This is a genomic window from Methylobacterium sp. Leaf104, from assembly GCF_001422885.1.
Lineage (GTDB): Bacteria > Pseudomonadota > Alphaproteobacteria > Rhizobiales > Beijerinckiaceae > Methylobacterium.
In genome coordinates, this window is the sequence record NZ_LMMZ01000008.1 from 69,678 (window position 1) to 91,652 (window position 21,975).

At 70.4% G+C, this 21,975-nt stretch carries 18 protein-coding genes and 1 pseudogene; 9 read left to right on the top strand and 10 right to left on the bottom strand.

All coding sequences use genetic code 11. The features are described from left to right. Positions 1-272 precede the first annotated feature (272 nt). The 3 genes from ASF49_RS08570 to ASF49_RS08580 are packed head-to-tail and all read right to left on the bottom strand — an operon-like array spanning position 273 to position 4,647. A complete protein-coding gene (locus tag ASF49_RS08570; protein WP_056470722.1) occupies positions 273-2,441 on the bottom strand; it encodes a hypothetical protein in 2,169 nt (722 codons plus the stop codon). After that, positions 2,438-3,175 (bottom strand): class I SAM-dependent methyltransferase, encoded by a 738-nt coding sequence (locus ASF49_RS08575; RefSeq protein WP_056470725.1) that lies wholly within the window; start codon positions 3,173-3,175, stop codon positions 2,438-2,440. Before ASF49_RS08575 ends, ASF49_RS08570 begins: the two co-directional genes overlap by 4 nt. After that, positions 3,145-4,647: a glycosyltransferase gene (locus ASF49_RS08580; protein ID WP_243214871.1), complete on the bottom strand. Its 1,503-nt coding sequence runs from the start codon at positions 4,645-4,647 to the stop codon at positions 3,145-3,147. The genes ASF49_RS08575 and ASF49_RS08580 overlap by 31 nt, the downstream gene beginning before the upstream one ends. Before the next feature lie 763 nt (positions 4,648-5,410). Here ASF49_RS08580 and ASF49_RS08585 point away from each other — a divergent pair. Both ASF49_RS08585 and ASF49_RS08590 read left to right on the top strand, forming a co-directional pair. Continuing rightward, entirely contained in the window at positions 5,411-6,400 is a 990-nt protein-coding gene (locus ASF49_RS08585; RefSeq protein WP_056470733.1) for an ABC transporter substrate-binding protein, read from the top strand. A 4-nt stretch (positions 6,401-6,404) separates the two neighbouring features. Continuing rightward, entirely contained in the window at positions 6,405-7,448 is a 1,044-nt protein-coding gene (locus ASF49_RS08590; protein WP_056470737.1) for an LLM class flavin-dependent oxidoreductase, read from the top strand. 3 nt (positions 7,449-7,451) lie between these two features. Here ASF49_RS08590 and ASF49_RS08595 read toward each other — a convergent pair whose 3' ends face one another. The 5 genes and pseudogenes from ASF49_RS08595 to ASF49_RS08615 form a co-directional block, all read right to left on the bottom strand. Next, the gene (locus ASF49_RS08595; protein WP_056470741.1) at positions 7,452-7,895 is read right to left on the bottom strand and encodes a DUF6691 family protein; all 444 of its coding nucleotides are present in this window, start codon (positions 7,893-7,895) and stop codon (positions 7,452-7,454) included. Continuing rightward, entirely contained in the window at positions 7,892-8,305 is a 414-nt protein-coding gene (locus tag ASF49_RS08600) for a YeeE/YedE family protein (RefSeq protein WP_056470744.1), read from the bottom strand. The genes ASF49_RS08595 and ASF49_RS08600 overlap by 4 nt, the downstream gene beginning before the upstream one ends. Before the next feature lie 51 nt (positions 8,306-8,356). After that, positions 8,357-9,259, bottom strand: coding sequence for an ABC transporter permease (locus ASF49_RS08605; protein ID WP_056470805.1), 903 nt, complete (start codon positions 9,257-9,259; stop codon positions 8,357-8,359). A gap of 24 nt (positions 9,260-9,283) precedes the next feature. After that, positions 9,284-10,162: pseudogene (locus ASF49_RS08610) on the bottom strand (ABC transporter ATP-binding protein); the annotation flags it as partial. A gap of 10 nt (positions 10,163-10,172) precedes the next feature. Beyond that, the gene (locus ASF49_RS08615) at positions 10,173-11,207 is read right to left on the bottom strand and encodes an ABC transporter substrate-binding protein (protein ID WP_056470747.1); all 1,035 of its coding nucleotides are present in this window, start codon (positions 11,205-11,207) and stop codon (positions 10,173-10,175) included. A gap of 621 nt (positions 11,208-11,828) precedes the next feature. Between ASF49_RS08615 and soxC the strand changes: the two genes are divergently transcribed. The 6 genes from soxC to ASF49_RS08645 all read left to right on the top strand — a co-directional run bounded on the left by soxC (position 11,829) and on the right by ASF49_RS08645 (position 18,909). Beyond that, positions 11,829-13,079 (top strand): sulfite dehydrogenase, encoded by a 1,251-nt coding sequence (gene soxC, locus ASF49_RS08620; protein WP_056470752.1) that lies wholly within the window; start codon positions 11,829-11,831, stop codon positions 13,077-13,079. Continuing rightward, entirely contained in the window at positions 13,069-13,644 is a 576-nt protein-coding gene (locus tag ASF49_RS08625) for a c-type cytochrome (protein ID WP_082511022.1), read from the top strand. The genes soxC and ASF49_RS08625 overlap by 11 nt, the downstream gene beginning before the upstream one ends. 248 nt (positions 13,645-13,892) lie before the next feature. Then, the gene (locus tag ASF49_RS08630) at positions 13,893-14,084 is read left to right on the top strand and encodes a hypothetical protein (protein ID WP_056470754.1); all 192 of its coding nucleotides are present in this window, start codon (positions 13,893-13,895) and stop codon (positions 14,082-14,084) included. A 40-nt stretch (positions 14,085-14,124) separates the two neighbouring features. Continuing rightward, the gene (gene cysE / locus ASF49_RS08635; protein WP_056470757.1) at positions 14,125-14,988 is read left to right on the top strand and encodes a serine O-acetyltransferase; all 864 of its coding nucleotides are present in this window, start codon (positions 14,125-14,127) and stop codon (positions 14,986-14,988) included. A 461-nt stretch (positions 14,989-15,449) separates the two neighbouring features. Then, the gene (locus tag ASF49_RS24710) at positions 15,450-16,841 is read left to right on the top strand and encodes a family 2B encapsulin nanocompartment shell protein (RefSeq protein WP_056470761.1); all 1,392 of its coding nucleotides are present in this window, start codon (positions 15,450-15,452) and stop codon (positions 16,839-16,841) included. Further along, on the top strand, positions 16,828-18,909 hold the full coding sequence (locus ASF49_RS08645) for a family 2A encapsulin nanocompartment cargo protein cysteine desulfurase (protein WP_056470762.1): 2,082 nt from the start codon (positions 16,828-16,830) through the stop codon (positions 18,907-18,909). The genes ASF49_RS24710 and ASF49_RS08645 overlap by 14 nt, the downstream gene beginning before the upstream one ends. A gap of 416 nt (positions 18,910-19,325) precedes the next feature. Here ASF49_RS08645 and ASF49_RS08650 read toward each other — a convergent pair whose 3' ends face one another. Then, positions 19,326-20,522: an MFS transporter gene (locus ASF49_RS08650; protein ID WP_056470765.1), complete on the bottom strand. Its 1,197-nt coding sequence runs from the start codon at positions 20,520-20,522 to the stop codon at positions 19,326-19,328. A 138-nt stretch (positions 20,523-20,660) separates the two neighbouring features. On the opposite strand from ASF49_RS08650, the gene ASF49_RS08655 reads away from it, so the two are divergent. Beyond that, the gene (locus ASF49_RS08655) at positions 20,661-21,416 is read left to right on the top strand and encodes a helix-turn-helix domain-containing protein (RefSeq protein ID WP_056470767.1); all 756 of its coding nucleotides are present in this window, start codon (positions 20,661-20,663) and stop codon (positions 21,414-21,416) included. Between the two features lie 110 nt (positions 21,417-21,526). Here the strand turns inward: ASF49_RS08655 and ASF49_RS08660 are convergent, their stop codons facing one another. Beyond that, entirely contained in the window at positions 21,527-21,925 is a 399-nt protein-coding gene (locus tag ASF49_RS08660; RefSeq protein ID WP_056470770.1) for a hypothetical protein, read from the bottom strand. Between the last annotated feature and the right edge of the window lie 50 nt (positions 21,926-21,975).

Consider the following 21,975-nt stretch of genomic DNA (forward strand, 5'->3'; position numbering starts at 1 on the left):
GGCAGATCGGGAAGATGCTCCACGACGTCGGCCACGGGATCTCCAGGCGCTGCGTGCCGTAAGGCCGGCCGTCGTGCCGAGGCTCACGGCGGCCTGCGGCGATGTCCGTGACAGGTGGCAAGCAGTATTGGGGTCGCGACCCGCAAGGCGACATTCGACTTCGCCTCTATGCCGGATGTTCTGGATCGGCGAAGCGCTGCCGAGAAGCGAACGTTCGAGGACGGCCGACAATGACAGCGCCCCTCAAGGGCCGGTTGCAGGGCGGTGAGATGTCAGGCGCGGGTACGCCGGCCCGACACTGTGAGAACGGCGAGCGCGATCGCGGCCAGCGCCGAGACGGCGAGGCCGGTAAAGAGGCCGGCCGGTACGTATCGCAGGTCCAGCACGCCGTCTCCCGCTGGGACGACCGTCGACACGAGGAAGTCGTTGACGATCTCGACTGCCAGCGGTGCGCCGTTCCAGGACGCCGCGTAGCCCGGGTACCACGCGCGCGCCCAGACGATGCGGCCGCCCGCTGGCGAGGCGACCTTGTATCGCCCGGACGCCGCCCCCTCCGCCGCCGCGGCGACGCGGAAGCCCGCCGGCCCGGCCGAGAGCGTTCCAGGGAGGACGGGTGCGCCGGCCACCCGCTCGAACAGTTCGGCCGCCGCGCCGCTGCGCCGGGTCCAGTCAGGTCCGGCGACGGACGCGAAGCCGTCCGCGCGCGGCCCTTTTTCCGCCGCGACCCGAACCACGCGCGCAAGATCGAGCGTGCTGGCGCCCGTTACGGGATCCGGGCGCGCCAGTCGCTCGGCGGCCTCCGGACAAGTTACACCGACATACCCCATGCAGATCGCGCGGAAGCCCCGGACCGGCATGGGCGAATAGCCGCCGACCACTGCGGCTCCCATGAGCAGCGGCGTGTTGGAATGGGGCAGTTCGGTGAACACGGCGCGTTGAGCCTCCGGCGTCATCGGCGCTCGGTGGTAGCCCTTGCCGTGGAGAACCACCATCGTGTCGCCCGGGCGCATGGATGGAGCCCCGTAGGCCGAGCGCTCCATCGGCGCGGGCCACGTGCCGGCCTGGCCATTGAACGGCATGACCGCGGTGAGGATGGCGAAGACGACGGCGTGGCTCGCTGCGATGACGGCGAGCCGCGCCGTCCCTTCCGCCTGCAGCGCCAGAACGGCCGCCAGGGCGACGAGCGCCGTCAGCGTGAGTTGGAGCGGGAGGAGGTCGGGGTCGCGCGCGAGCGCGACTGCGCCACCGACCGCGATGAGCGCCAGTGTCGGGCCAAGCGCCCAGCGATCGCGGGTGACAAGCCAGGCCGCGACGATCGTGAAGCCGATCTGGACGTATGGCAGGAAGCGGAAGGGCCAGCGCAGCTGCGACACGCCCGGCGAGATCGCGAGCAGCGCGATCACGCCCGTCACCGCCAGCAACAGGGCGACGCCGCGGCCCTCGGGCTCACTCAGCCGCGCCCGGGAAATGATCACAATGGCAGCCGGCACCCACCAGGAGACGTACTGGGTAGGCGGCCCAGCGGTCGTCGTTGCGCCGCTGAACCCGAGCCAAGTCTCCGGCCAGATCGGAACGCCCAGCGCCAGCAGGACCGAGGGGGGCGTGGACAGCATCCCGCTGAACAAGCTCTCCGGCTGGCGGGAGCTCGACCCGAGGGCGGCCGCGAGAGGCATCCAGGACGGGGCGGCGAGCAGCCCACCGAGCCCGGCCGTCAGCGCAATGCGCAGGCAGGTGTGCCGATCACGCCCGACCCAGAAGGCCAGGGGGAGTCCAACGCTGAGACCGACGATGAGCGCCGCGTCGGAGAACGGCCACCCGCTCGTGATCGTCAGGTAGATGGCGGCCGCTGCCAGCGGCACAAAGCCCGGATCCCGGTAGGCACGGATCAACGCGGCGGCCGCCCAGGATAGCCAGGCCGTGCTGACGAGGCCGGGGATCCAAGTGATCGCGCCCCAGTAGATGATCCATCCGCTGGTCGCGGCCGTCAGCCCGGCCAGCACGGCGGCCGGTCGGCTCACGCCGACCAGGCGCGCCAGCGCGTGGGTGCCGCCGGCGAGCAGGCCGACGTGAACGAGCGCGAAGAAGGCCGCGGCGTGATCGAGCCGCGCGAACCCGTCGAGCGCGAGGTAGAGCAGCAGGCTGACGGGATTGAACAGCGCGTACTGGTATTCGGCGAGGAATGCCCCGCCCTGGAACAGCCGCGGCGTCAGGAACGGCAGCTCCCCTGCCTTGATCAGCCGGGCGATCTCCAGGAAGCCGGGTAGGAAATACGACTGGTAGTCGTCCGTGAAGTAGAAGGCCGGCTCGTGGACGAGCGGAATGGCCGCGGTCGCAATGGCGAGTACGGCGGTCAGCAATCCCCAGCCGAGCTCGGCCCCGCGCGGCATGCTGCGCGGCGGATGAACGGACGGCGACGCCCCGTGAATGAGCCCAGCGCTCATCGCGTCCAGATCCCCAGCACCGACTTGCCCGCCCGGAACCCCAACCAGGGATCGAGGCGACGCGAGAGCGGCACCATCAGCCGGTCCCAGGCGGCGATCTGCGCCGCGTTCGGCATCGCACTCCGCAGGACGAGGCGGTTGCCCAGCGAGGCGCAGAACCCGATGGCATCGAGGTAGTCGAGCCGCACCCGCCGCAGGCTCTCTGGCGCAGCCTCGCGCAAGGTCGCACGGGTGTAGCGCCGCTCGTGGCCGATCGCGGCATCAAAAGGCGAGTAAAGGCAGGGATGGGCCGGCGAGAGCACGACGAGGTGGCCGCCTGTCGCGAGCCGCGCGGCCGCCACGGCGAGCTCGCCGTGATCGTCGCGGATATGCTCCAGCACATCGATGTAAAGGATCGTCTCGAAGCGTTCGGCGGGGTCAAGGTCCCGGACCGTTCCCTGCCGCGCCTGCGTGCGCGCGGGCAGCCCGCCCGACGCGATCCGCCTGGCCAGGCGCCCGGCGAAGCGCGCGTCGGGCTCCAGGCACGTCCAGGCCTCGATGGTCGCCCGCGTGGAGAACACGTCCGCCGTCGCGCCCAGCCCGGCGCCGACGTCGAGGACACGGCCGCCGACGAACGGCGCGATCACGTCCGACCAGTAGCGCTTCCAGTTGCGGGCGGCAGCGAAGAGTTCAAGTTCAGTCCCGACATAGTCGGACTGTGTGATCAGCACGCCGCCCGCCGATCCGGTGGCCAATTCGCTTCTCCATTGTCGTCCGCGGGGGCGGCGGGGGCGCGCAGAAAACAGGGCGCGTCGCGGGCCGGCACGATCTCGGGCAGGGCGCGACGGTTGAGGTGGGCGGCGGCCGCCGTCGCCGCGAGCAGTGCCGCTTGGAACAGCACGACGAGGAGCAGCCCGCCCGCGTTCGTCGCCCAGCCGGGCATGGCGAGGTCGGTGCAGAAGCGGACCGCCACCACGCCGATCATCGCGACGATCACCCCGCACCCGAACGCCGCGAGCAGCACGAGGAGGCGCACGAGGCAGACGTCTTCGAACACGGCGATGGCATTGAGCCCGTGCCGGATCAGCGCCGTCGCGTTCATGGTCGAACGCCCGGCGTAACGCCGACCGCGGTCGAGGGGGACGCGGTGGAGCGGCAGGCCGGAACGGATCAGGCTCGCGGCGAAGTGGCTCCACAGCGCCGGGGTGTGAACGAGCCGCGGCAGGTGCGCCGGCGGGATCGCACAGTAATGGCCGAAATCAATGTGCCGTCCCGTGCAGAGCCGGAAGACGAGTTTGAACAGGCCGTAGCCGAGGGCGAAGCGGGAGCCTTCGAAGCGCCGTCGGCGCTGGGCGCAAACCACGGCGTTGGGGTGGGCCATGGCCTCCGCGACGAGGAGCGGGATATGCTCCGGCTGGTCCTCGCCATCGCCGTCCATCACGACGATAGCGCGGTAGACGTTCGCCCGCGCGCTCGCCTGCACGAGACCGACGGCAATCGCACGCTGGTGGCCGAGATTGGTGGCGAGCACGGCCGGTCGCACGCGCAGCCGCCGGGCCGCACCTGCAATCTCGGCGAGCACGCTCTCACCCGACTGCCAGGAGCCGTCGTCGACGACGATGAGCTCGGCGTAGAGGTCGGCCGCGACCAGGATGGTGTCGATCGCGCGTGCCAGGATCCGAAAGGCGGCCCAATCATTGTAGACGGGCACGACAATGGCGATCAGAAACGGATCGCGCGGCGATGCGTCCGACGTCTGGCGCAGGGCGGTGAGTTCGCGGGCAACCCGTGCGAACCGGTCGGCCTCGCTCGGCTCCAAGCTGCTCCCCACAACGTCTCCGTTTGCATCCGCCGCGTTAGGTCGACGAAGGCTGGATGAGCAGGGTAAACATTCGATTAAGAACCAAAATAGGACGATCAACCGCTTGATGGTGCGTGAAGAACGCTGCGGCAGGGCAGTTCGGTCGAGGCGTTTGAGGAAGGGTTGCCAGCGCTCAGGCGTGCACAGGGTCCGCTCAGCCAGTCGTGCGGCGATACGGTCTCGGTCCGAGCGCCGCTGCGAGCCGCGTTGTTCGCCCACGTCACGAGAACGTCTGACCGCGTAACCATCGCTGGCCGTGCGGTGCAAGTGACCGATCGACAGGCGCGGAACCTCGGCCCGACCCTCCAGGAACGGACCACCAACGCGCTCGAGCACGGAGCGCTCAAGGACGAGACTGGCCGACACGGCGTCACCCGGGAGATTGGTTGCGACCGGCGCGAGCGCCGCCGACCCGCGCCGCCGAGTGTGGCCGCTCTCGTTAGGTTGAACCGGCTGCCAATGCGGTATCTTCAGGGTTGGCTGCATGAACGGTACGGCGTTCAGAGGGGAATGCCCTCGCAGGCTAGGTCGGGTTGCGAGCCGGCGTGGCGGCGTCCGCTTTCCCCAACCATCGCCTGAAAGCGGACCAACGTCGATCCGCCCGGAGCTGCCGAGGGTTTCTGCCGCCACGAGAAGCCTGCAAGCGGACGTTCCTGGCTACCGCGCAGGCTCGGGACCTGACCGTCCGCTCTACGAACGGATCGGGGTGGCCGGCCCGGGCCAAGGGCGGGGCGCCTGCAGGGTGGCGTCCCTGGGGTGGCGGCAGGCCGGATCCGGGACGGTGACGGGTGCGGGCGAAGGTTCGTCCGCCGGCGCTCGATCCGCGCGCCGGAGGCGCGATTCCGGCCTTCACGGTGAGGCCGGGCTGCGGGCCGACGGACTTCGCGGCGGCATCCTGGATCTGCTTCGGTCGGCAAAAACATTCCTCCGCGAAAGCGCGCAAATTCGAAAAACCCTTTCCTTGCCAAATCTTGGCGGGCGTCCGTAAATCGTCGGCACGGGATCGTGATCGCACCGCCACGGTGCCGGCGATCCGCGAGCGGGCCCGCGGCGACCCTCGGCGGCGCGGCGCGGGACTTTTTCCCCGCGAGACCTTCCCTCGACAAGACTGGCCTTCCGGAGACGATCGATGACCGACGATACGCCGCGCGGGGCAGCCCCGTCGCGCCGGACGATCCTGCGCGCCGGCCTCGGGGCCGCCGCGCTGGCGCCCCTCGGGATGCCGGCGGTCCGGGCGGCCGAGCGGACCGTGCGCCTGAGCTACCAGCGCTCCTCGACCCTGCTCACCATCCTGAAGGCGAAGGGCACCCTGGACGCGCGCCTGAAGCCCCTGGGCTTCGCGCCCTCCTGGCACCTCTTCACCAGCGTGATCGAGCCGATGAATGCCGGGGCCGTCGATCTCCACGCGGACGTCGCGGACGCGGTGCCGATCTTCACCCAGGCGGCCAACGCGCCGCTGACCTTCTATGCCCGCGAGGTCGGCTCCCCCGCGGCCGAGGCCATCATCGTTCCCGAGGACTCGCCGATCCGCTCCATCGCCGACCTGAAGGGGCGCACCGTCGGCGTCTCGCGCGGGTCGGGCTGCCACTTCATCCTGGCGGCCGCCCTCAGACGCGCGGGCCTCGCCTTCGGCGACATCAAGCCGGCCTATCTCCAGGCGCCGGAGGGCCTCGCGGCCTTCGGCCAGGGCAGCCTCGACGCCTGGGTGATCTGGGACCCGTTCCTCGCCATCGCCCAGGCCAAGCGGCCGGTGCGGGTGCTGGCCGACGCCACCGGCCTGTCGAGCTACCACCGCTACTACCTCGCCAACGACCGGTTCGTGGCCGAGAACCCGCGGGTGCTCGAGGTGGTCTACCGGGCGCTCCGGGAGGCGGGCCGCTGGGCCAAGGCCGAGCCCGATGCGGCGGTGGCGCTCCTCGCGCCGATCTGGGGCGACCTCTCCCCGGAGGTGGTCGCCACCGTGAACCGGCGCCGGACCTACGACGTCACGCCGGTGGTGCGGGCCGAGCTCGGCGAGCAGCAGGCCATCGCCGACACCTTCCGCGCCGCCAGGCTGATTCCCCGCGACCTCGACGCGACCGCGGTGAATACCTGGCAGCCGCCGGCGGAGCGGGGCTGAGCGCATGACCCATCCGCTCCGCTTCGGGATCTGGGCCGCCGTCCACGGCGCCCGTGCCTCCCACCACGATCCGGACGAGCCGGACGACGCCAGCTGGGACCGCAACCGCGCCCTCGTGCTGGAGGCCGAGGCCCTCGGCTTCGACGCCGTGCTGGTCGCCCAGCACACCGCCAATCCCTACGACGACGGGCGCGACCAGCTCGAGGCCTGGACGGCCTCGGCCGCGCTGGCCGCCCTGACCCGGCGCATCGAGATCATCGCGGCGATCAAGCCCGGGCTCTACCATCCCGTCGTGCTGGCCAAGATGGCCCTCCAGATCGAGCACATCGCAAGGGGGCGCTTCGCCCTCAACCTCGTGAATGCCTGGAACCGGGCCGAGTTCGAGCGGGCCGGCCTGCCCTTTCCGGCCCATGACGCGCGCTACGCCTACGGCGCCGAGTGGATCGGCCTCGTGGACCGGCTGATGCGGGGCGAGCGCGTCACCCATGCGGGGCCGCACTTCCGGGTCGCGGATTACCAGCTGCGCCCGGCCGGCAGCTTCCGGCCGCGCCCGACGATCTATCTCGGCGGCGAATCCGAGCCGGCCCGCGCCCTCGCGGCGGAGCGGGCCGACGTCTGGTTCATCAACGGCCAGCCCCTCGCGGAGGTCGCGGCGCTGATCGCCGACGTCGCCCGCCGACCCGCCGCCAACGGGCCCCTGCGCTACGGCCTTTCGGCCTTCGTCATCGCCCGCGACACCGATGCGGCGGCGCAGAGCGAGCACGCGCGCCTGCTGGCCCTGGCCGACCGCGACGCGGCGCTGCGGGCCGACACCCGGGCGCGCACGGACACGGCGAGCGTGATGTTCGCCAAGACCGATGCGGCGGCCTCGCGGCATGTCGGGACCAACGGCGGGACCGCCGCCGGCCTCGTCGGCAGCTACGAGACCGTCGCGGCCCGCATCCGCGCCTTCCATGCCGCCGGCATCGAGCTGTTCATGCTGCAATTCCAGCCGTTCGAGGCCGAGATGCGGCGCTTCGCCGAGCAGGTCCTGCCCCGGGTGCGCTGAAGCTCAGGCGCGGGCGACGAACCGCTGGTGGACGGCCATGCCCACCAGCATGGCGGCGACGAAGGTCGCCACTGGTGGCGCTCCCGTCGACAGGGCCGCGACGGCGGGCCCGGGGCAGAGGCCCGACAGGCCCCAGCCGATGCCGAACAGGGCGGCGCCCCCGATCAGCGGTCCGTCGATCCGGCGGTTCGCTGGAAGGTCGAAGGCTCCCGCGAAGGCCGGGCGCGGCAGGCGGCGGGCCAGGGCGTAGCCGAGGCCGGCGACGCTCACCGCGCCCCCGAGGACGAAGGCGAGGGTCGGGTCCCAGGCCGCCCGGCCGTCGAAGGCGCCGGTCACGTCGAGGAAGCCCTGGACGCGGGCCGGGTCGAGCATGCCCGAGAGCGACAGGCCGAGCCCGAAGATCAGCCCGGCGGCGAGGGCCGCGAGCAGGCGGAGCGCCGCGCTCATGCCAGCCCCCGCAGCAGCGCCACGGTGAGCATGCCGGCCCCCAGGAAGGTCAGGACCGCGGCCAGCGAGCGGGCTGAGAGCCGGGCGAGGCCGGCGACGCCGTGGCCGCTGGTGCAGCCCGAGCCGAGGCGGGTGCCGAACCCGACCAGGAGGCCGGCGACCACGAGCACCGGCAGGGAGGCGACGAAGCGCATCGCCGGCCAGGCCCCGGTGGCGAGGGCGAAGGCGGGCGGCCCGGCGATGAGCCCGGCGACGAAGGCGGCATCGACCCACCGGCGGAGACCGCGATCCCGGCCGAGGCCGGCCACGAGGCCGCTGATTCCGGCGATGCGCCCGTTGAGGAGCATCAGGAGCGCGACCGACAGGCCGATCAGCGCGCCGCCCGCGAACCCGGACGCATAGGTGCTCATGGGAATCGCCCCTGCTCCGCCACCGTAAGTCGCCCCTTAGCGCGTCATGCCTTACCGGGCCATGCCCCAGCGCCGCACGGTGAGCCGCTCGAAGGCCGCGAACGCCAGATTCTCGACCACGAGGCCGATGACGATGACGAGGAAGAGGCCGGCGAAGACCCGGTCGGTGTAGAGCTCGTTGCGGTTCTGGAAGATGTACCAGCCGAGGCCGCCCCGTCCCGAGGACGCGCCGAACACCAGCTCGGCCGCGATCAGGGTGCGCCAGGCGAAGGCCCAGCCGATCTTGAGGCCCGACAGGATCGCCGGCAGAGCGGCCGGAATCAGGATCTGCAGGACGTAGGACGGCCCGCGCAGGCCGTAGTTGCGCCCTGCCATCCGCAGGGTCTCGGGCACGCCCTGGAAGCCCGCATAGGTGTTGAGCGCCATCGGCCACAGAACCGAATGGATCAGCACGAAGATCAGGCTGCCGGAGCCCAGGCCGAACCACAGCAGGGCCAGGGGCAGCAGGGCGATGGCCGGCAGAGGGTTGAACATCGCCGTCAGGGTCGAGAGCAGGTCGCGGCCGAACTGCGTCGAGACCGCGAGGGTCGTCAGCCCGAAGGCGAGCACGATGCCGGCGACGTAGCCCTGCACCAGCACGGTGAGCGAGATCCGCACCCGGTCCAGCAGTTCGCCGTGGGCGAGGCCATCCGCGAGCGCGGTCATCGTGGCGAGAAATCCGGGCAGCAGCAGATCGTTGTCCTGCCAGCGCGCCAGCCCCTCCCAGAGCAGAGCCAGGGCGGCGATGATCAGGCCCTTGCGCAGCCAGTCCTGCTGCCACAGCCGCACGCCGAGCGGAAGCGTGCGCTCCACCGGAGCCTCCACGAAGGGCGCGAGCACCCGGTCGTATTCCGGACGGATCGGCGGCACCCGATCGCCGGACACGAGATCGGGGCGCGTCGCCAAGACAGTCATTGGACCGCCTCCGCCGGGGGCGTCGGTGTCGAACAGGCGCGCGTGTAGCCGCTGCACCGCCGCCTGGAAGGCCTCGCTGCCGATGCTGGCGAGATCGAAGGCGTGGCTGTTGAACTCGGCCCGGACTCGGCCGGGATGGGGCGAAAGCAGGGCCACCCGGTTGCCGACCACGAGGGCCTCCTCGATGGAATGCGTGACGAACAGCAGGGTGAAGCGAGCCTCGTCCCAGAGGGCGAGCAGTTCCTCCTGCATCCTGCGCCGGGTCAGGGCGTCGAGGGCCGCGAAGGGCTCGTCCATCATCAGCACCCGGGGCTGCATCGCCAGGGCGCGGGCGATGGCGACCCGTTGCTTCATGCCGCCCGAGAGCTGGTGCGGGTAGCTGTCGGCGAAGGGAGTGAGCCCGACCTTGTCGATGTAGTGACGCGCACGCTCCTGCGCCTCGCGCCGGTCCAGCGCCTTGGCGGCCCGCAGCGGGAAGGCGACGTTCTGCGCCACCGTCTTCCAGGGCGGCAGCTGGTCGAATTCCTGGAACACTACGATACGGTCGGGCCCGGGCGCGCGCACCGGCGCGCCCGCCAGGGTGATCGAGCCCTCCACCGGGGTGATGAAGCCGGCCGCCGCCTTGAGCAGGGTGGATTTGCCGCAGCCCGACGGCCCGAGCAGGACGAAGCGGTCGGCCGCATGGATGTCGAGGTCGATCCGGTGCGTGGCGCGAACGACCCGCTGGGGCGTGCGGTATTCCAGGGTGACGCCCCGGATCTGCAGCAGGGGCGACGCGTCCCGTGCGGGCGCGGGCTCCGGTGCCGGTCGGGCAGGGGCCACCGCGCGCCGGACGCCGCCGCGCGGTGGCGCCTTCGCCAGTTCGAGGACCGACAGGTCGGACAGGGTGGCGGCGGAGATCATGGGCGGCCGCTCAGCTGCCGGTGGTGATGCGCGGATCGGCGAAGAAGTAGTCGCCGATCGCCTGGGGCGCAGTCTTGATCGCCCCGACCCGATGCATGAACTGGCCGAGGCCCAGGGTGTTCTCCGGCGTCACCTTGAAGGTCACGGCCGGGTTGGTGATGATCGTCTTCAGCAGCGCCGGGTCGAGCTTGCTGTTGGTCGTCCGGATGTAGATCTCGGCCGCCTTTTCCGGGTTCTCGGTGATGAACTTCGCCGCTTCGTCGAGCGCGTCCAGGAAGGCCTTGTAGGTCTTCGGGCTGGATTTGTAGAACGCCTCCGTCCCGTAGAGCACCGTCGAGGAGGCCGGCCCACCCTGAACGTCGTAGGAGTTCAGGACGATGCGGGCCTTCGGGTTCTCGGCCAGCTCCTGCTCCTGGAAGGGTGGGTTGCCGAAATGCCCGGAGATCTCTGTGCCGCCCTTGATGATCGCGGCCGCCGCCTCCGGATGCGGGACCGCGACGCTGATCCGGTCGAGCTTGGCGAATTCCTTGTCGCCCCAGAGCTTGGCCGAGGCCCATTGCAGGATGCGCGACTGCACCGAGACGCCCACCGCGGGGACCGCGATCCGGTCCTTCTCGCCGAAGTCGGCGATGCTCTTCACCTCGGGATTGTTGGTGACGAGGTAGTAGGGAAAGTTGCCGAGGGAGGCGACGCCCTTGACGTTCTGCCGGCCCCGGGTGCGGTCCCAGAGGGTGAAGAGCGGCCCGACGCCGGCCCCGGCGACCTCGATGTTGCCCGACAGCAGCGCATCGTTGACCGCGGACCCGCCCGAGAGCTGGACGTAGTCGACCTTGATGTAGAGGCCGGCCGCCTTGCCGTGCTTCTCGATGAGCTTCTGGTCCTCGACCACGTTGAGAAGCAGGTAGACGACGCCGAACTGCTTGGCGATCCGCAACTGGCCCTCGGCCGCCGCCGCGACGCCGGAGAGCGCCGTGCACAGCGCCAGCCCGCCGAGCAGGGCACCCGCCAGCCGTCGCGAGAGGATCGTGTATTGCCTGATTGTCATCTTGCCCGCCGCGACTTTTTTGGAGACGATTTCGTGCTCCGGAGGAGCGACCCTGCTCGAAGCAGAAGCCCTACTCGGAGAAGCCGTATCGTCTGAAGAGAATTAGGCAATCCAGGCCGATACTGCGCTCCGGACCGACGCCGAAGATCTTATCCCGCGTCCGGTGCACGTCAATAAAAGTGAAGTCTTTATTACGGAATTGCCGGAGACCGTTCATGCTCCGGGCTTCGGGTTCCGGAGGGTATTTCTCCCAGTGAGCAATTTAGCGCCGGACGCCCTGCTCCGACACGGGAAAGTGCCGCCTTCTCTTGCTGATCAATCCGGTTGGTCAGTCTTGCCGGCCGCACGCCCAGCCTGAGGGAACGCTGCCCCGACGCTCCGCCATCGGCCGAGCCGACATGCGATCGAGCGTCCCGACCGAGGATAGTCTCCGCCCTGGCCCATCTGGAGACCGTTTCCCTCGTCCTGGATTGAAGAAGGAAAGACGGTTCCGTTGATCGTCTCCTCTGAATACGTTTGAATATGGGTCTTCGAGGCGCCGTCGATCCTGTCCGCTCACGCTCGGTCGCGTGTGGCCTCCGCGCCTTGAACCTCCCTCCACCCTCGTCCGGATTCCATCCCATGCCCCCTGACGCCCTGCGCCGGCCCGCGCATCGACGCGGTTTCCTTCGCCTGGCCGGCGCCACTGCCAGTGGGATCGGGATCGCGACGGCAGCCCGCGCGGCGGGCGCCGCCGAGCCCCTGGAGATTCCCCCGTGGAGCCGCACTCCCGGGGCGCCGGTGGCCTCGCCGGCCTATGGTCAGCCGTCTCCCTTCGAGCGGCTGGGACGCCGGCCGCGGACGCCGCCGCCCTTTCCGGGAGCGGCCTCGACCGGTACGCCGCTGCAGCACCTACACGGCATCATCACCCCGAATGGCCTCCACTTCGAGCGCCACCATGCCGGCGTGCTGGCGATCGACCCGGAGCGGCACCGGCTGGCGATCCACGGCCTGGCGGAACGCCCCCTCGTCCTGACCATGGACGACCTGCTGCGGATGCCCGCCGTGTCGCGCATCCACTTCCTCGAATGTTCGGGCAACACGCCCTGGCTCGGCGCCAAGCCATCCTGGACTCTGCAGGAGAGCCATGGCCTGCTCTCTTGCTCCGAGTGGACCGGGGTCGAGCTCGCCACACTGCTCGACGAGGTCGGCGTGAGGCCGGGCGCCGCCTGGATCCTCGCCGAGGGCGCCGACGCCTCCGGGATGACCCGCAGCCTTCCCCTCGACCTCGCCCGCGACGGCGCGATCCTGGCCTATGTCCAGAACGGCGAGCGTCTGCGGCCGGAGCAGGGCTATCCTCTGCGGCTGTTCGTGCCCGGCGTGGAGGGCAACCTCAGCGTCAAGTGGCTGCGCCGCCTCAAGATCGGGGACCAGCCGTTCCAGACCCGCGAAGAGACCGCGAAGTACACCGACCTGATGCCGGACGGCACGGCGCGACAGTTCACCTTCGTGATGGAGGCCAAATCCGTCATCACCGCACCCTCGGGGGGCGAGCGCCTGGGCGGACCGGGCTTCCGCGAGATCCGGGGCCTCGCCTGGACCAGGCGGGGCCGGATCGCTCGGGTCGAGGTCTCCACGGACGGGGGCGCCCGCTGGCAGGCGGCGACCCTCGAGGGCCCGATCCTGCCGCGCTGCCTCACCCGGTTCCGCCTGCCCTGGCGCTGGGAGGGCGGTCCGGCCCAGCTCCTCAGCCGCGCCACCGACGAGACCGGCTACGTCCAGCCCGACCGCGCCGCCCTGGTCTCGGTGCGGGGCACACAGTCCTTCTACCACAACAACGCGACGTTCGGCTGGCGGGTCGCCGCCGATGGAGGCGTCAGCCATGCGGGTTAGCTTCCTCGGATCCTTCGCCTGCCTCGTCCTGACCGGTGCGGCCCTGGCCGATCCCGGCGGCCCCGTCGCGGGCCTGCACGGCCCGCCGGCCCACCTCGGGATCGGCCGCGCGGCCACGCCGGAGGTCCTGGCCGCCTGGGACATCGACGTCCGCGCCGACGGTCGGGGCCTGCCCCCGGGCCACGGCAGTGTCCGCGACGGCGCCGTCCTGTTCGGGGCGCGCTGCGCGGCCTGCCACGGAGCAATGGGCGAGGGCGGCAGCGCCGACGCCCTCGCCGGCGGCCAGGGCTCGCTCGCCACGCCGAAACCGGTCCGGACGGTGGGCAGCTACTGGCCCTACGCCACCACCCTGTTCGACTACGTTCGCCGCGCCATGCCCTTCGACGCGCCGCAATCTCTCAGCGCGGACGAGACCTACGCCCTGAGCGCCTACGTCCTCCACCTCAACGGCCTCCTGCCCGAGGACGCCGTGCTGGACGCCGGCACGCTCCCGAAGGTGGCGATGCCGAACCGGCACGGCTTCACCGGAGAAGCACGCCCCGACATCCCGGTTGCGGCCCGCTGAGCCGGCCGGAATCGGCCGCGCAGGACAAGCCTGCTCCCGGGACCCGTCCGGGAGGAAGGCTGTGCCCGCAAGCGGCCGATCTTTGGAAACCGCTGTCATTGACCCGGAACGGCCCGGATCGGCACACTTCCCTCAGGTTCGACGCTCCCGTCCGCGCCTTGCGACGGCCCGCCCGCGGGCCCCGGACCGCCCCACCGACGCCCTCCTAGTCACCCCCTCGAGCGATGACGTACAGACCGGAGATAGCGATGGTTCTCGGAGATCAGGTTGTGTTCGCCCGGCTCGACGTGGCCGATGCACTCGGGATCTGGCGCCACGCCACCGGGCGCATCGTCGACATCCTGCCGTCCCGAGACGGGGCGCAGGTCGTGGACGTCCAGTTCGAGGGGCACGGCCTCCTCGTGGGCTACATCGCCGCCCTCTTCCAGCGCGTCGGTTGAAGCCGATGCCGCCGCGCGCCGCCCGGACGTCCCGATCCGCATGACCGCCGGCAGCCAGGCCTCGCGGGTTCCTAGCAACCTCCTCCGTCCGCCCCTGCGCAGCGTGAGCCAGACCACGGCCGGCTCCGACGTCTGGCGGGCGATGCGCGCCGAGGCGGAGGCGGCCCTCATCGAGGAGCCGCTCTATGCCGGCATCATCCAGGCGACGGTGCTCGACCAGCCGAGCCTGATCCACGCCTTTGCCTACCGCCTCGCCCATCGCCTGGGCGACGGCGACCTGGCGCGGCTCTCCACCCGCGACCTCTGCCTCTCGGCCTTCGAGGCCGACCCGCATGCGGGCGAGCATGCGGTGCGCGACCTCGTGGCCATCCGCGAGCGCGACCCGACCTGCCGACGCTACCTCGACCCCTTCCTGTTCTACAAAGGGCTGGCGGCTCTCGAGGGCTACCGGGTGGCGCACTGGCTCTGGCACCAGGGCCGCGCCACCCTGGCGCTCCACATCCAGAGCCGGATCTCCGAGGTGTTCGGGGCCGACATCCACCCGGCGGCGCGGATCGGCTCGGGCGTCTTCATCGACCACGCCACCGGCGTCGTCATCGGCGAGACCACGGTGATCGCCGACGACGTCTCGATCCTGCAATCGGTGACGCTCGGGGGCAACGGCAAGGAGAGCGGCGACCGCCACCCGAAGATCGAGCGCGGCGTGCTGCTCAGCGTCGGCGCCAAGGTACTCGGCAACATCCGGGTCGGCGAGGGCGCGAAGGTGGCGGCTGCGGCGGTCGTCCTGCACGACGTGCCGGCCCACACCACCGTGGCGGGCGTGCCGGCCCGCGTCGTGTCGCGAATCAGTGCCGCCGAGGATCCGGCCCAGACCATGGATCAGTTCTTCGGAGACGGGATCTGACGGATTCGAGGGCCTGACCAGCGGCCCGCAGGGCGGCCGCGAATCCGTCTTCCGATGTCCGACCGGTTCCTGTGACCGGCCGTGCGCGGGTCGCCCCGCCCGGGTGGGCCGAGTCTTACGCCAGATCGTTCCAACCATTCCCCCAGAACCCTATTCTTATGGAATAATCTTCTTTTTTATTCAATTAAAAAGCATGTAATTTTGTATACGTCTGCAGGAGGAGTTCGCTAAACTAAAACAACCTCAAAAATGGATTATTATTCCATTGACGCCATATCGGCACCGCGGCTAGAACCGCGCCACTTCCGGCACCGTACAAATATTCACGCCGGAAATAGCAATACTTTGCCGCAGACTCCGCGGCTCTGTTCTCGATCGCGTAGTCGATCGACTGTGTTTGCGCTGAGCCGTGGCCTGATGCGCACGACATCACTCGACAATCCAGACGGAGACGACCAACCATGAGCGGACAGGGGCAGAGCGTGGGCGCATCCGCAGCACGCAATCTATCGACGGCGACCGTCACGTCGGTCCAGAACCTCGCCAACACCCCGCGCTGGCTCCTGCGGCTCCTGCCCTTCGTCAACGTGGATGGCGGCGTCTACCGCGTGAACCGGCGCGCCGTCGTGCTGGCCAAGCCCGGCCGCATCGAGTTCGCCGCCGCCGACAAGGCGCGTGCGATCAGCCCGGCTTCCCTGCGCGCCGTGCCCCCGTTCAGCCGGCTTGGCGATGCCGAGCTCGCGGCCCTCGCCGACCGGTTCACAGAGAGCAAGCACAAAGCCGGCGAGACGATCTCGGAAGGCGGCGCGGGCGACCGCAGCCTGACCATCGTCGCCGACGGCACCGTCGAGCTGTCCCTGTCCGGCCCCTACAAGAACCGCCTGCGCTCGGGTCTCGCCACCCGCGGCGACTTCTTCGGCGACGACACGCTCACGGGGGCCGGCCAGCCCGCCCCCGCCGTCACGGCGCTCTCGGCCGTCACGCTGCTCACCCTCGACCGGGCGGCCCTCGACGACGACGCCGTCAAGAACCGCATCGCGCAGTATGTCGAGGAGCGCGACCGCTTGGCGGGGCATACCAACAGCCACGGCGAGCAGGGCATCGAGCTGCTCGCGGTGCAGACCGGTGCGCCCCGCCTGCCGACCACCTTCGTCGATTACGAGATCGATCCGCGCGAGTACCACCTCTCCACGATCCAGACGATCCTCAACACCCACACCCGCGTCACCGACCTCTACTCCAACGAGATCGACCAGTTGCGCGAGCAGATCCGCCTCACGGTCGATGCCGTGAAGGAGCGGGAGGAGTGGGAGCTGCTCAACAATTCCGAGTTCGGCCTTCTGAACGAGGTCGGTGGTCGCCAGCGCATCCCGACCCGCGGCGGCCCGCCCACCCCGGACGACCTCGACGAACTGCTGACGCTGGTCTGGAAGAAGCCCGCCTTCTTCGTCGCGCACCCCCGCGCCATCGCGGCCTTCGGCCGGGAGGCGACCCGGCGCGGCGTCCCCCCGGTGGTGATCCACCTGTTCAGCGCGCCCTTCCTCACCTGGCGCGGCGTGCCGCTGGTACCGAGCGACAAGCTGCCCATCGACACCGATCCGGTCACCGGCGCCCAGACCACCTCGATCCTGCTGCTGCGCGTCGGCGAGGGCGAGCAGGGCGTGGTCGGCCTGCAGAAATCCGGCGTCACCGGCGAGATCGAGCCCGGCCTGTCGGTGCGCTACATGGGCACCAACGACCATTCCATCGCCTCGCACCTGGTGACCCGCTACTTCTCCGCCGCCGTGCTGGTGGAGGACGCGATCGCCCGCCTCGATAACGTGCTCCTGGGCAACTACCATGACTACGCCTGAGGCCGGTCTCTTGGGATCGTCCGCCTTCGGCCTCCCCACGGGCGCAGCCGGCGACACGGCGCATGCCGACCTGGTCGGGCGCCTCGCCCGCGAGATCTACGGCCAGAGCCAAGCGGCGCCCGCGCTGCCGGTCGTGCCGCAAGCTCCCCAGGGTCTGGAGAGTCTTCCCCAGGCCCCTGGACAGCCTGCGCCGGGTGCCGTAATCGGCGCGCCCTCGGGCGCCCTGCCGTCGGGCCTCCAACCCGACGCCTCGGCCCTCAGGGCCCGCAACTTCGGTGGCCCGAGCGTCGGGCTACCGGGCCTGACCGGGCCATCGGCCGCCAACCCGTTTGGCGCAACGCCCACTCCGGTGGGTGCCGGCTTCCTCGACACGGCGACGATTCCCTCGGTTCATCCCCTCGCCGATCCCCTGTCGGTAGGACGCGGGCTGCCGGAGTTCTTCGTGCCCACCGTCCAGGAGGTAGCTGCCTTCCTACCCGGCGGCCCGGACCTGCACCGGAGAATCGCCCAGGACCATCCGCGCGCGAACGCCTTCGCGCACGCGATCGCGCCGAGCCTCGTACCGGCCGATCCCTCGACGCGCGGCGGGGACGTCGCCCAGGAAAGCTTCCAAGGCGAAAAATCCCAACGCGAAAAATCTCAACGCACGGTGCGCGTCTCGGACGACCCCGTGCACGCGGCCCAGCGGAGCGACGACGCGGCGTCCGCATCGGGCGACTATTATTTCCTGACGGACTCCGTCCAGACGGCCCCGCGGCGCCCCTCGAAGCCGCACGCCTCCCCGCGCGCCGAGCCCTCGCGGCACGGCGGGCCGGCCCCGCGCGTGACTTCCCATGGGTCGCGCCCGGTCGCGGCGCCCTTCGATGTCGAGCGCGTCCGCAAGGACTTCCCGGCCCTGCACCAGAGCGTGAACGGCCACCCGCTGGTCTGGCTCGACAACGCGGCCACCACCCACAAGCCGCAGAGCGTCATCGACGCCACGTCGGAGTTCTACGGCCGTCACAACTCGAACATCCACCGGGCCGCCCACACCCTGGCGGCCCGCGCGACGGACCTGTTCGAGGGTGGCCGCGAGCGGGTGCGGCGCTTCCTCAACGCACCGTCGAAGGACGACATCGTCTTCCTGCGCGGCACCACCGAGGCGATCAACCTCGTGGCCAATTCCTACGGCCGCGCCCATGTGGGACCGGGCGACGAAATCATCGTCAGCCAGATCGAGCACCACGCCAACATCGTGCCCTGGCAGCTCCTGACCCAGGCCACCGGCGCGACCCTGCGGGTGATCCCGGTCGACGACCGCGGCGAGATCATCTTCGAGCAGTTCGCCGCCCTGCTCTCGGGCCGCACCAAGATCGTCTCGGTGACCCACGTCGCCAACGCGCTGGGCACCATCAACCCGGTGGCGGAGATCATCGCGCTGTCCCATGCCTACGGCGTGCCGGTGCTGGTGGATGCGGCCCAGTCCTCGCCGCACATTCCCCTCGACGTGCAGGCGCTCGATGCCGATTTCCTCGTCTTCTCCGGTCACAAGGTGTTCGGGCCGACGGGCATCGGCGCCCTCTACGGCAAGGCCCATCTGCTCGAGGCGATGCCGCCCTGGCAGGGCGGCGGCCACATGATCGAGGACGTCACCTTCGCCCGGACCGTCTACAAGGGCGCGCCGGAGAAGTTCGAGGCCGGCACCCCCGACATCGCCGGCGCCGTGGGCCTCGGCGCCGCCCTCGACTACCTGGAGGGCGTCGGGCTTCCCGGCATCGCCGCCTACGAGCACGATCTCCTCGACTATGCCCAGGCCGGACTTGCCGACGTGAAGGGCCTTCGCCTCATCGGCACAGCACGGCGGAAGGCGAGCGTGATGTCCTTCGTCATCGATGGCCATGCCAACGAGGACGTGGCCCGCCACCTCGACGCAAGCGGCATCGCGGTCCGCTCGGGCCATCACTGTGCCCTTCCCGCCCTGCGCCGCTTCGGCGTCGACCAGTCGGTGCGGGCCTCCCTGGCCTTCTACAACACGCGTGCCGATGTCGATGCGTTCCTGAAAGGCCTGCACAGCCTTCCGCGACGATAAGTCAGAAGGATCGCCTCGGCCTTTGTCCTGCGAGGTCCGACGTCTAAGGTCCGCAAGCGGGCCGCGCCTCCGACAGCCGCATGATTGGGTTGGGTCCAGGCCGTGTCGAAAGGTCGGGGATTGGGCTCGTGCGGTCGGGTGATGTCCCGGTCTCGCGAGACTCACCTGTTCACTGCGTCGAATGGCTTCTTCCGGCCGGGCGACGAACCAGTTGCATTGATGATGCTTCCCGGACGGTTTCTCGGCCTCTCCGGCGAGCGGCCCGAGCCCTCGTTCCGATGGGACTCCCCCAAAACGCCCATGCTGGCTCCGGCTCCGCCGTGCAGAGGTGCCTGAACTGTTCGTCGGTCCCGGAAAAGCGAGAGGCGAAGCGACGCCCCGTCCGATTGCGTCCCGAGACAACGCTGCCTGACCGCCTAAGTCGCTGGGGCGACCGCGTGAGATCCGGCCTGCCGGGCGAGCACGTAGAAGCCCAGGGCTGCGGCGAAGATCACCGCGCCGAAGGCGGCGGCGATTCCCAGGACCAGGCTGAAGCCGCCGCGGTCGTGCAGGAGGGCGATCATCGGCACCACGAACCCGCTCACGGTGAATCCGAGGAAGTAGCGCACGCTGTAGGCCCTCGCTCGGTAGAGCGGGGGCACGTAGCGGGCCACCATCGCGTCGTTGATGACGACCTGCCCGTAGAGAGCCGCCATCGTGAGCACGAGGCCGGCCAGGAGCGGCAGGCCCGTGCTCGACGCCGCGATGCCGAGGCCCAGCGGCTGCGGGACGGACAGGCCGAGGAACAGCGCCGGCAGGCTGTAGCGGTCGATCAGGCGTCCCATCAGCAGCTGCGTCAGGGCTCCGAAGACGAAGACCAGGGTGGCCACGGAGCCGATCAGGACGAGGGGCAAGCCGTCACCGACGCGCTCGTCGACCACCTTGGGCAGGGCGATCGTGGTGATGTTGAAGGTCATTCCGCCCGCCACGATCGCGAAGGCGAAGACCACGAGGAGGGAGATAGGGCGGGCGACCGGGATGACGGGCTTCGCGCCGGCCTTGCCCTGCGATCCGGCACCGTCCCCGGGTACGAGGGCCAGGAACGCCGCCCCACAGGCGAGGCAGAACAGGCCGGGCACGATGAAGGCTGCCTGCCAGCCGAAGGCCGTGGCGAGGAGCGCCGTCACTCCGGAAGCCGTGGCGGCACCGAGATTGCCCCAGACGCCGTTCACGCCGAGATCGCGTCCGAGGCGGCGCGCGTGGCTCACCAGCATGGTCGAGCCGACCGGGTGGTAGATCGCGGAGGCGAGCCCGAGCGCGCAGAGCCACCCCATGAACGCCGCCGGGCTGGCCGCGCTCGCCACCCCGAGGCAGGACAGGCCGTAGCCGAGGAAGAAGACCGCCAGCATGTTGCGGCGCCCGAACCGGTCTGCGAGCCAGCCCATCGGCAGGGCGCAGAGGCCGAAGGCCACGAAAGCGCCGGTCGCGAGCTTGATCAGTTCGCCGTAGCCGAGGCCGGTCTGGGCCGCGATCGCGATCACGGCGGTGGGGTAGACCAGCAGGACGAAATGATCGAGGGCATGCGCCACGTTGACGAAGCGCAGGGTGCGGCGGGACAGGGTCTCGGCATCCATCGGTCGGGCATCTCCTCTGGCAGGGACCCTTTCGGATCCCCACTCCGGCAGCCCTCTGCGGGGGGCTTGCCTCCTGTCTACCTGACCCGTTGAATGGCGTCGGGCCGAAGATGTACGCAATCGGGCCAGGGCGAGGCCATGCGTTCGATCCGGGCGGAGGACTATCAGGATGTCCCGCGTGCCGTCGCGGTGATGCCCAAGACCTTCGCGGCCGGCAGCAGCACGGACCGGCATCGGCATCCACGGGCGCAACTGCTCTACGCCACCGCCGGCCTGATGATGGCCACCGCCGAGGACGGGACCTGGGTCGTGCCGGAGGGGCATGCCCTGTGGATCCCACCCGGCCTGCCGCACGCGGTCGTTATGCACGGGGATGTGGCGATGTGCTCGGCCTACCTCGCGGTGGAGGCGATCTCCGGCTTTCCCCGCCGGGCCCGGGTGATCGAGGTCTCGGCACTGCTATCGGCCGCCCTGGTCGCCCTGACGAACGAGCCCGTGCTCTACGACGAGTCCGGGCGGGGCGGGCACCTGGCGGCCCTGGTTCTCGATGAGATCGGCTGCGCCGCCGAGACGCGCCTGGCCCTGCCCCTGCCGCGCGATCCCCGGATCCGCCGGGTCTGCCTTGGCCTGATCGGCGACCCTGCCCGGGCGCTCGACCTCGACGCCTGGGCCGAGGAGGCGGGCCTGAGCCGCCGGACCCTGACACGGGGATTTCGCCGGGAGACGGGGCTGACCTTCGGACAATGGCGGGCGCGGGCCCGCGTGGTGCGCGCCCTGGCCCTGGCCGCCGACGGCCGGCCCCCGCGCCAGGTCGCGGCCTCGGTCGGCTACCGCAGCCTTCAGGCCCTGCGAGACAGGACGGATGCCTTGGTCGGCAGCGCGCGGGACGCCTGAAGCGACGCCTGTCGTGGGCAGGAAGGTCCGGGCTGCGGCCGGGCCCAAGAAAAAACCCGCCCGGTCGGCGACCGGGCGGGCATTGGGATCGATCCGTGACGATCAGGCGATCAGCAATCGTCGCCCTTCTTGCCGAGCTCCTGGTTCGCGCCCGCGTTGTTCATGGCGCCGACGGTTCCGGGAGAGGCCGGCTGCTGGCCGCCGGCGAGGTTCTTGCTGGACGTGCCGACGCCGTCGCCCTGGTCGTTCTTGGCGTCCGAGCCGGGCTTGTCGCCGACCATCTGGTTGGCACCGACGTTGTTCATGGCGCCGACGGTTCCGGGAGAGGCAGGCTGCTGGCCGCCGGCGAGATTCTTGCTACCCTGATCGGCGGCCGAGCTCTTGTCGTTCGCAGCCTGCTGCCCGGGGCTGTTGCCCTTCGTCGAACCCGTGTTGCAGGGGGCGGCGAGCGCGGTCCCGGCGGTGAGCGCGAAGATGGCAGCGGCGCCGGCAATCGTCGAGAATTTCACTTGGCGTTCCTCCGAAGATGGTATCGCGAAGTATAATTCCGCACCGGGAG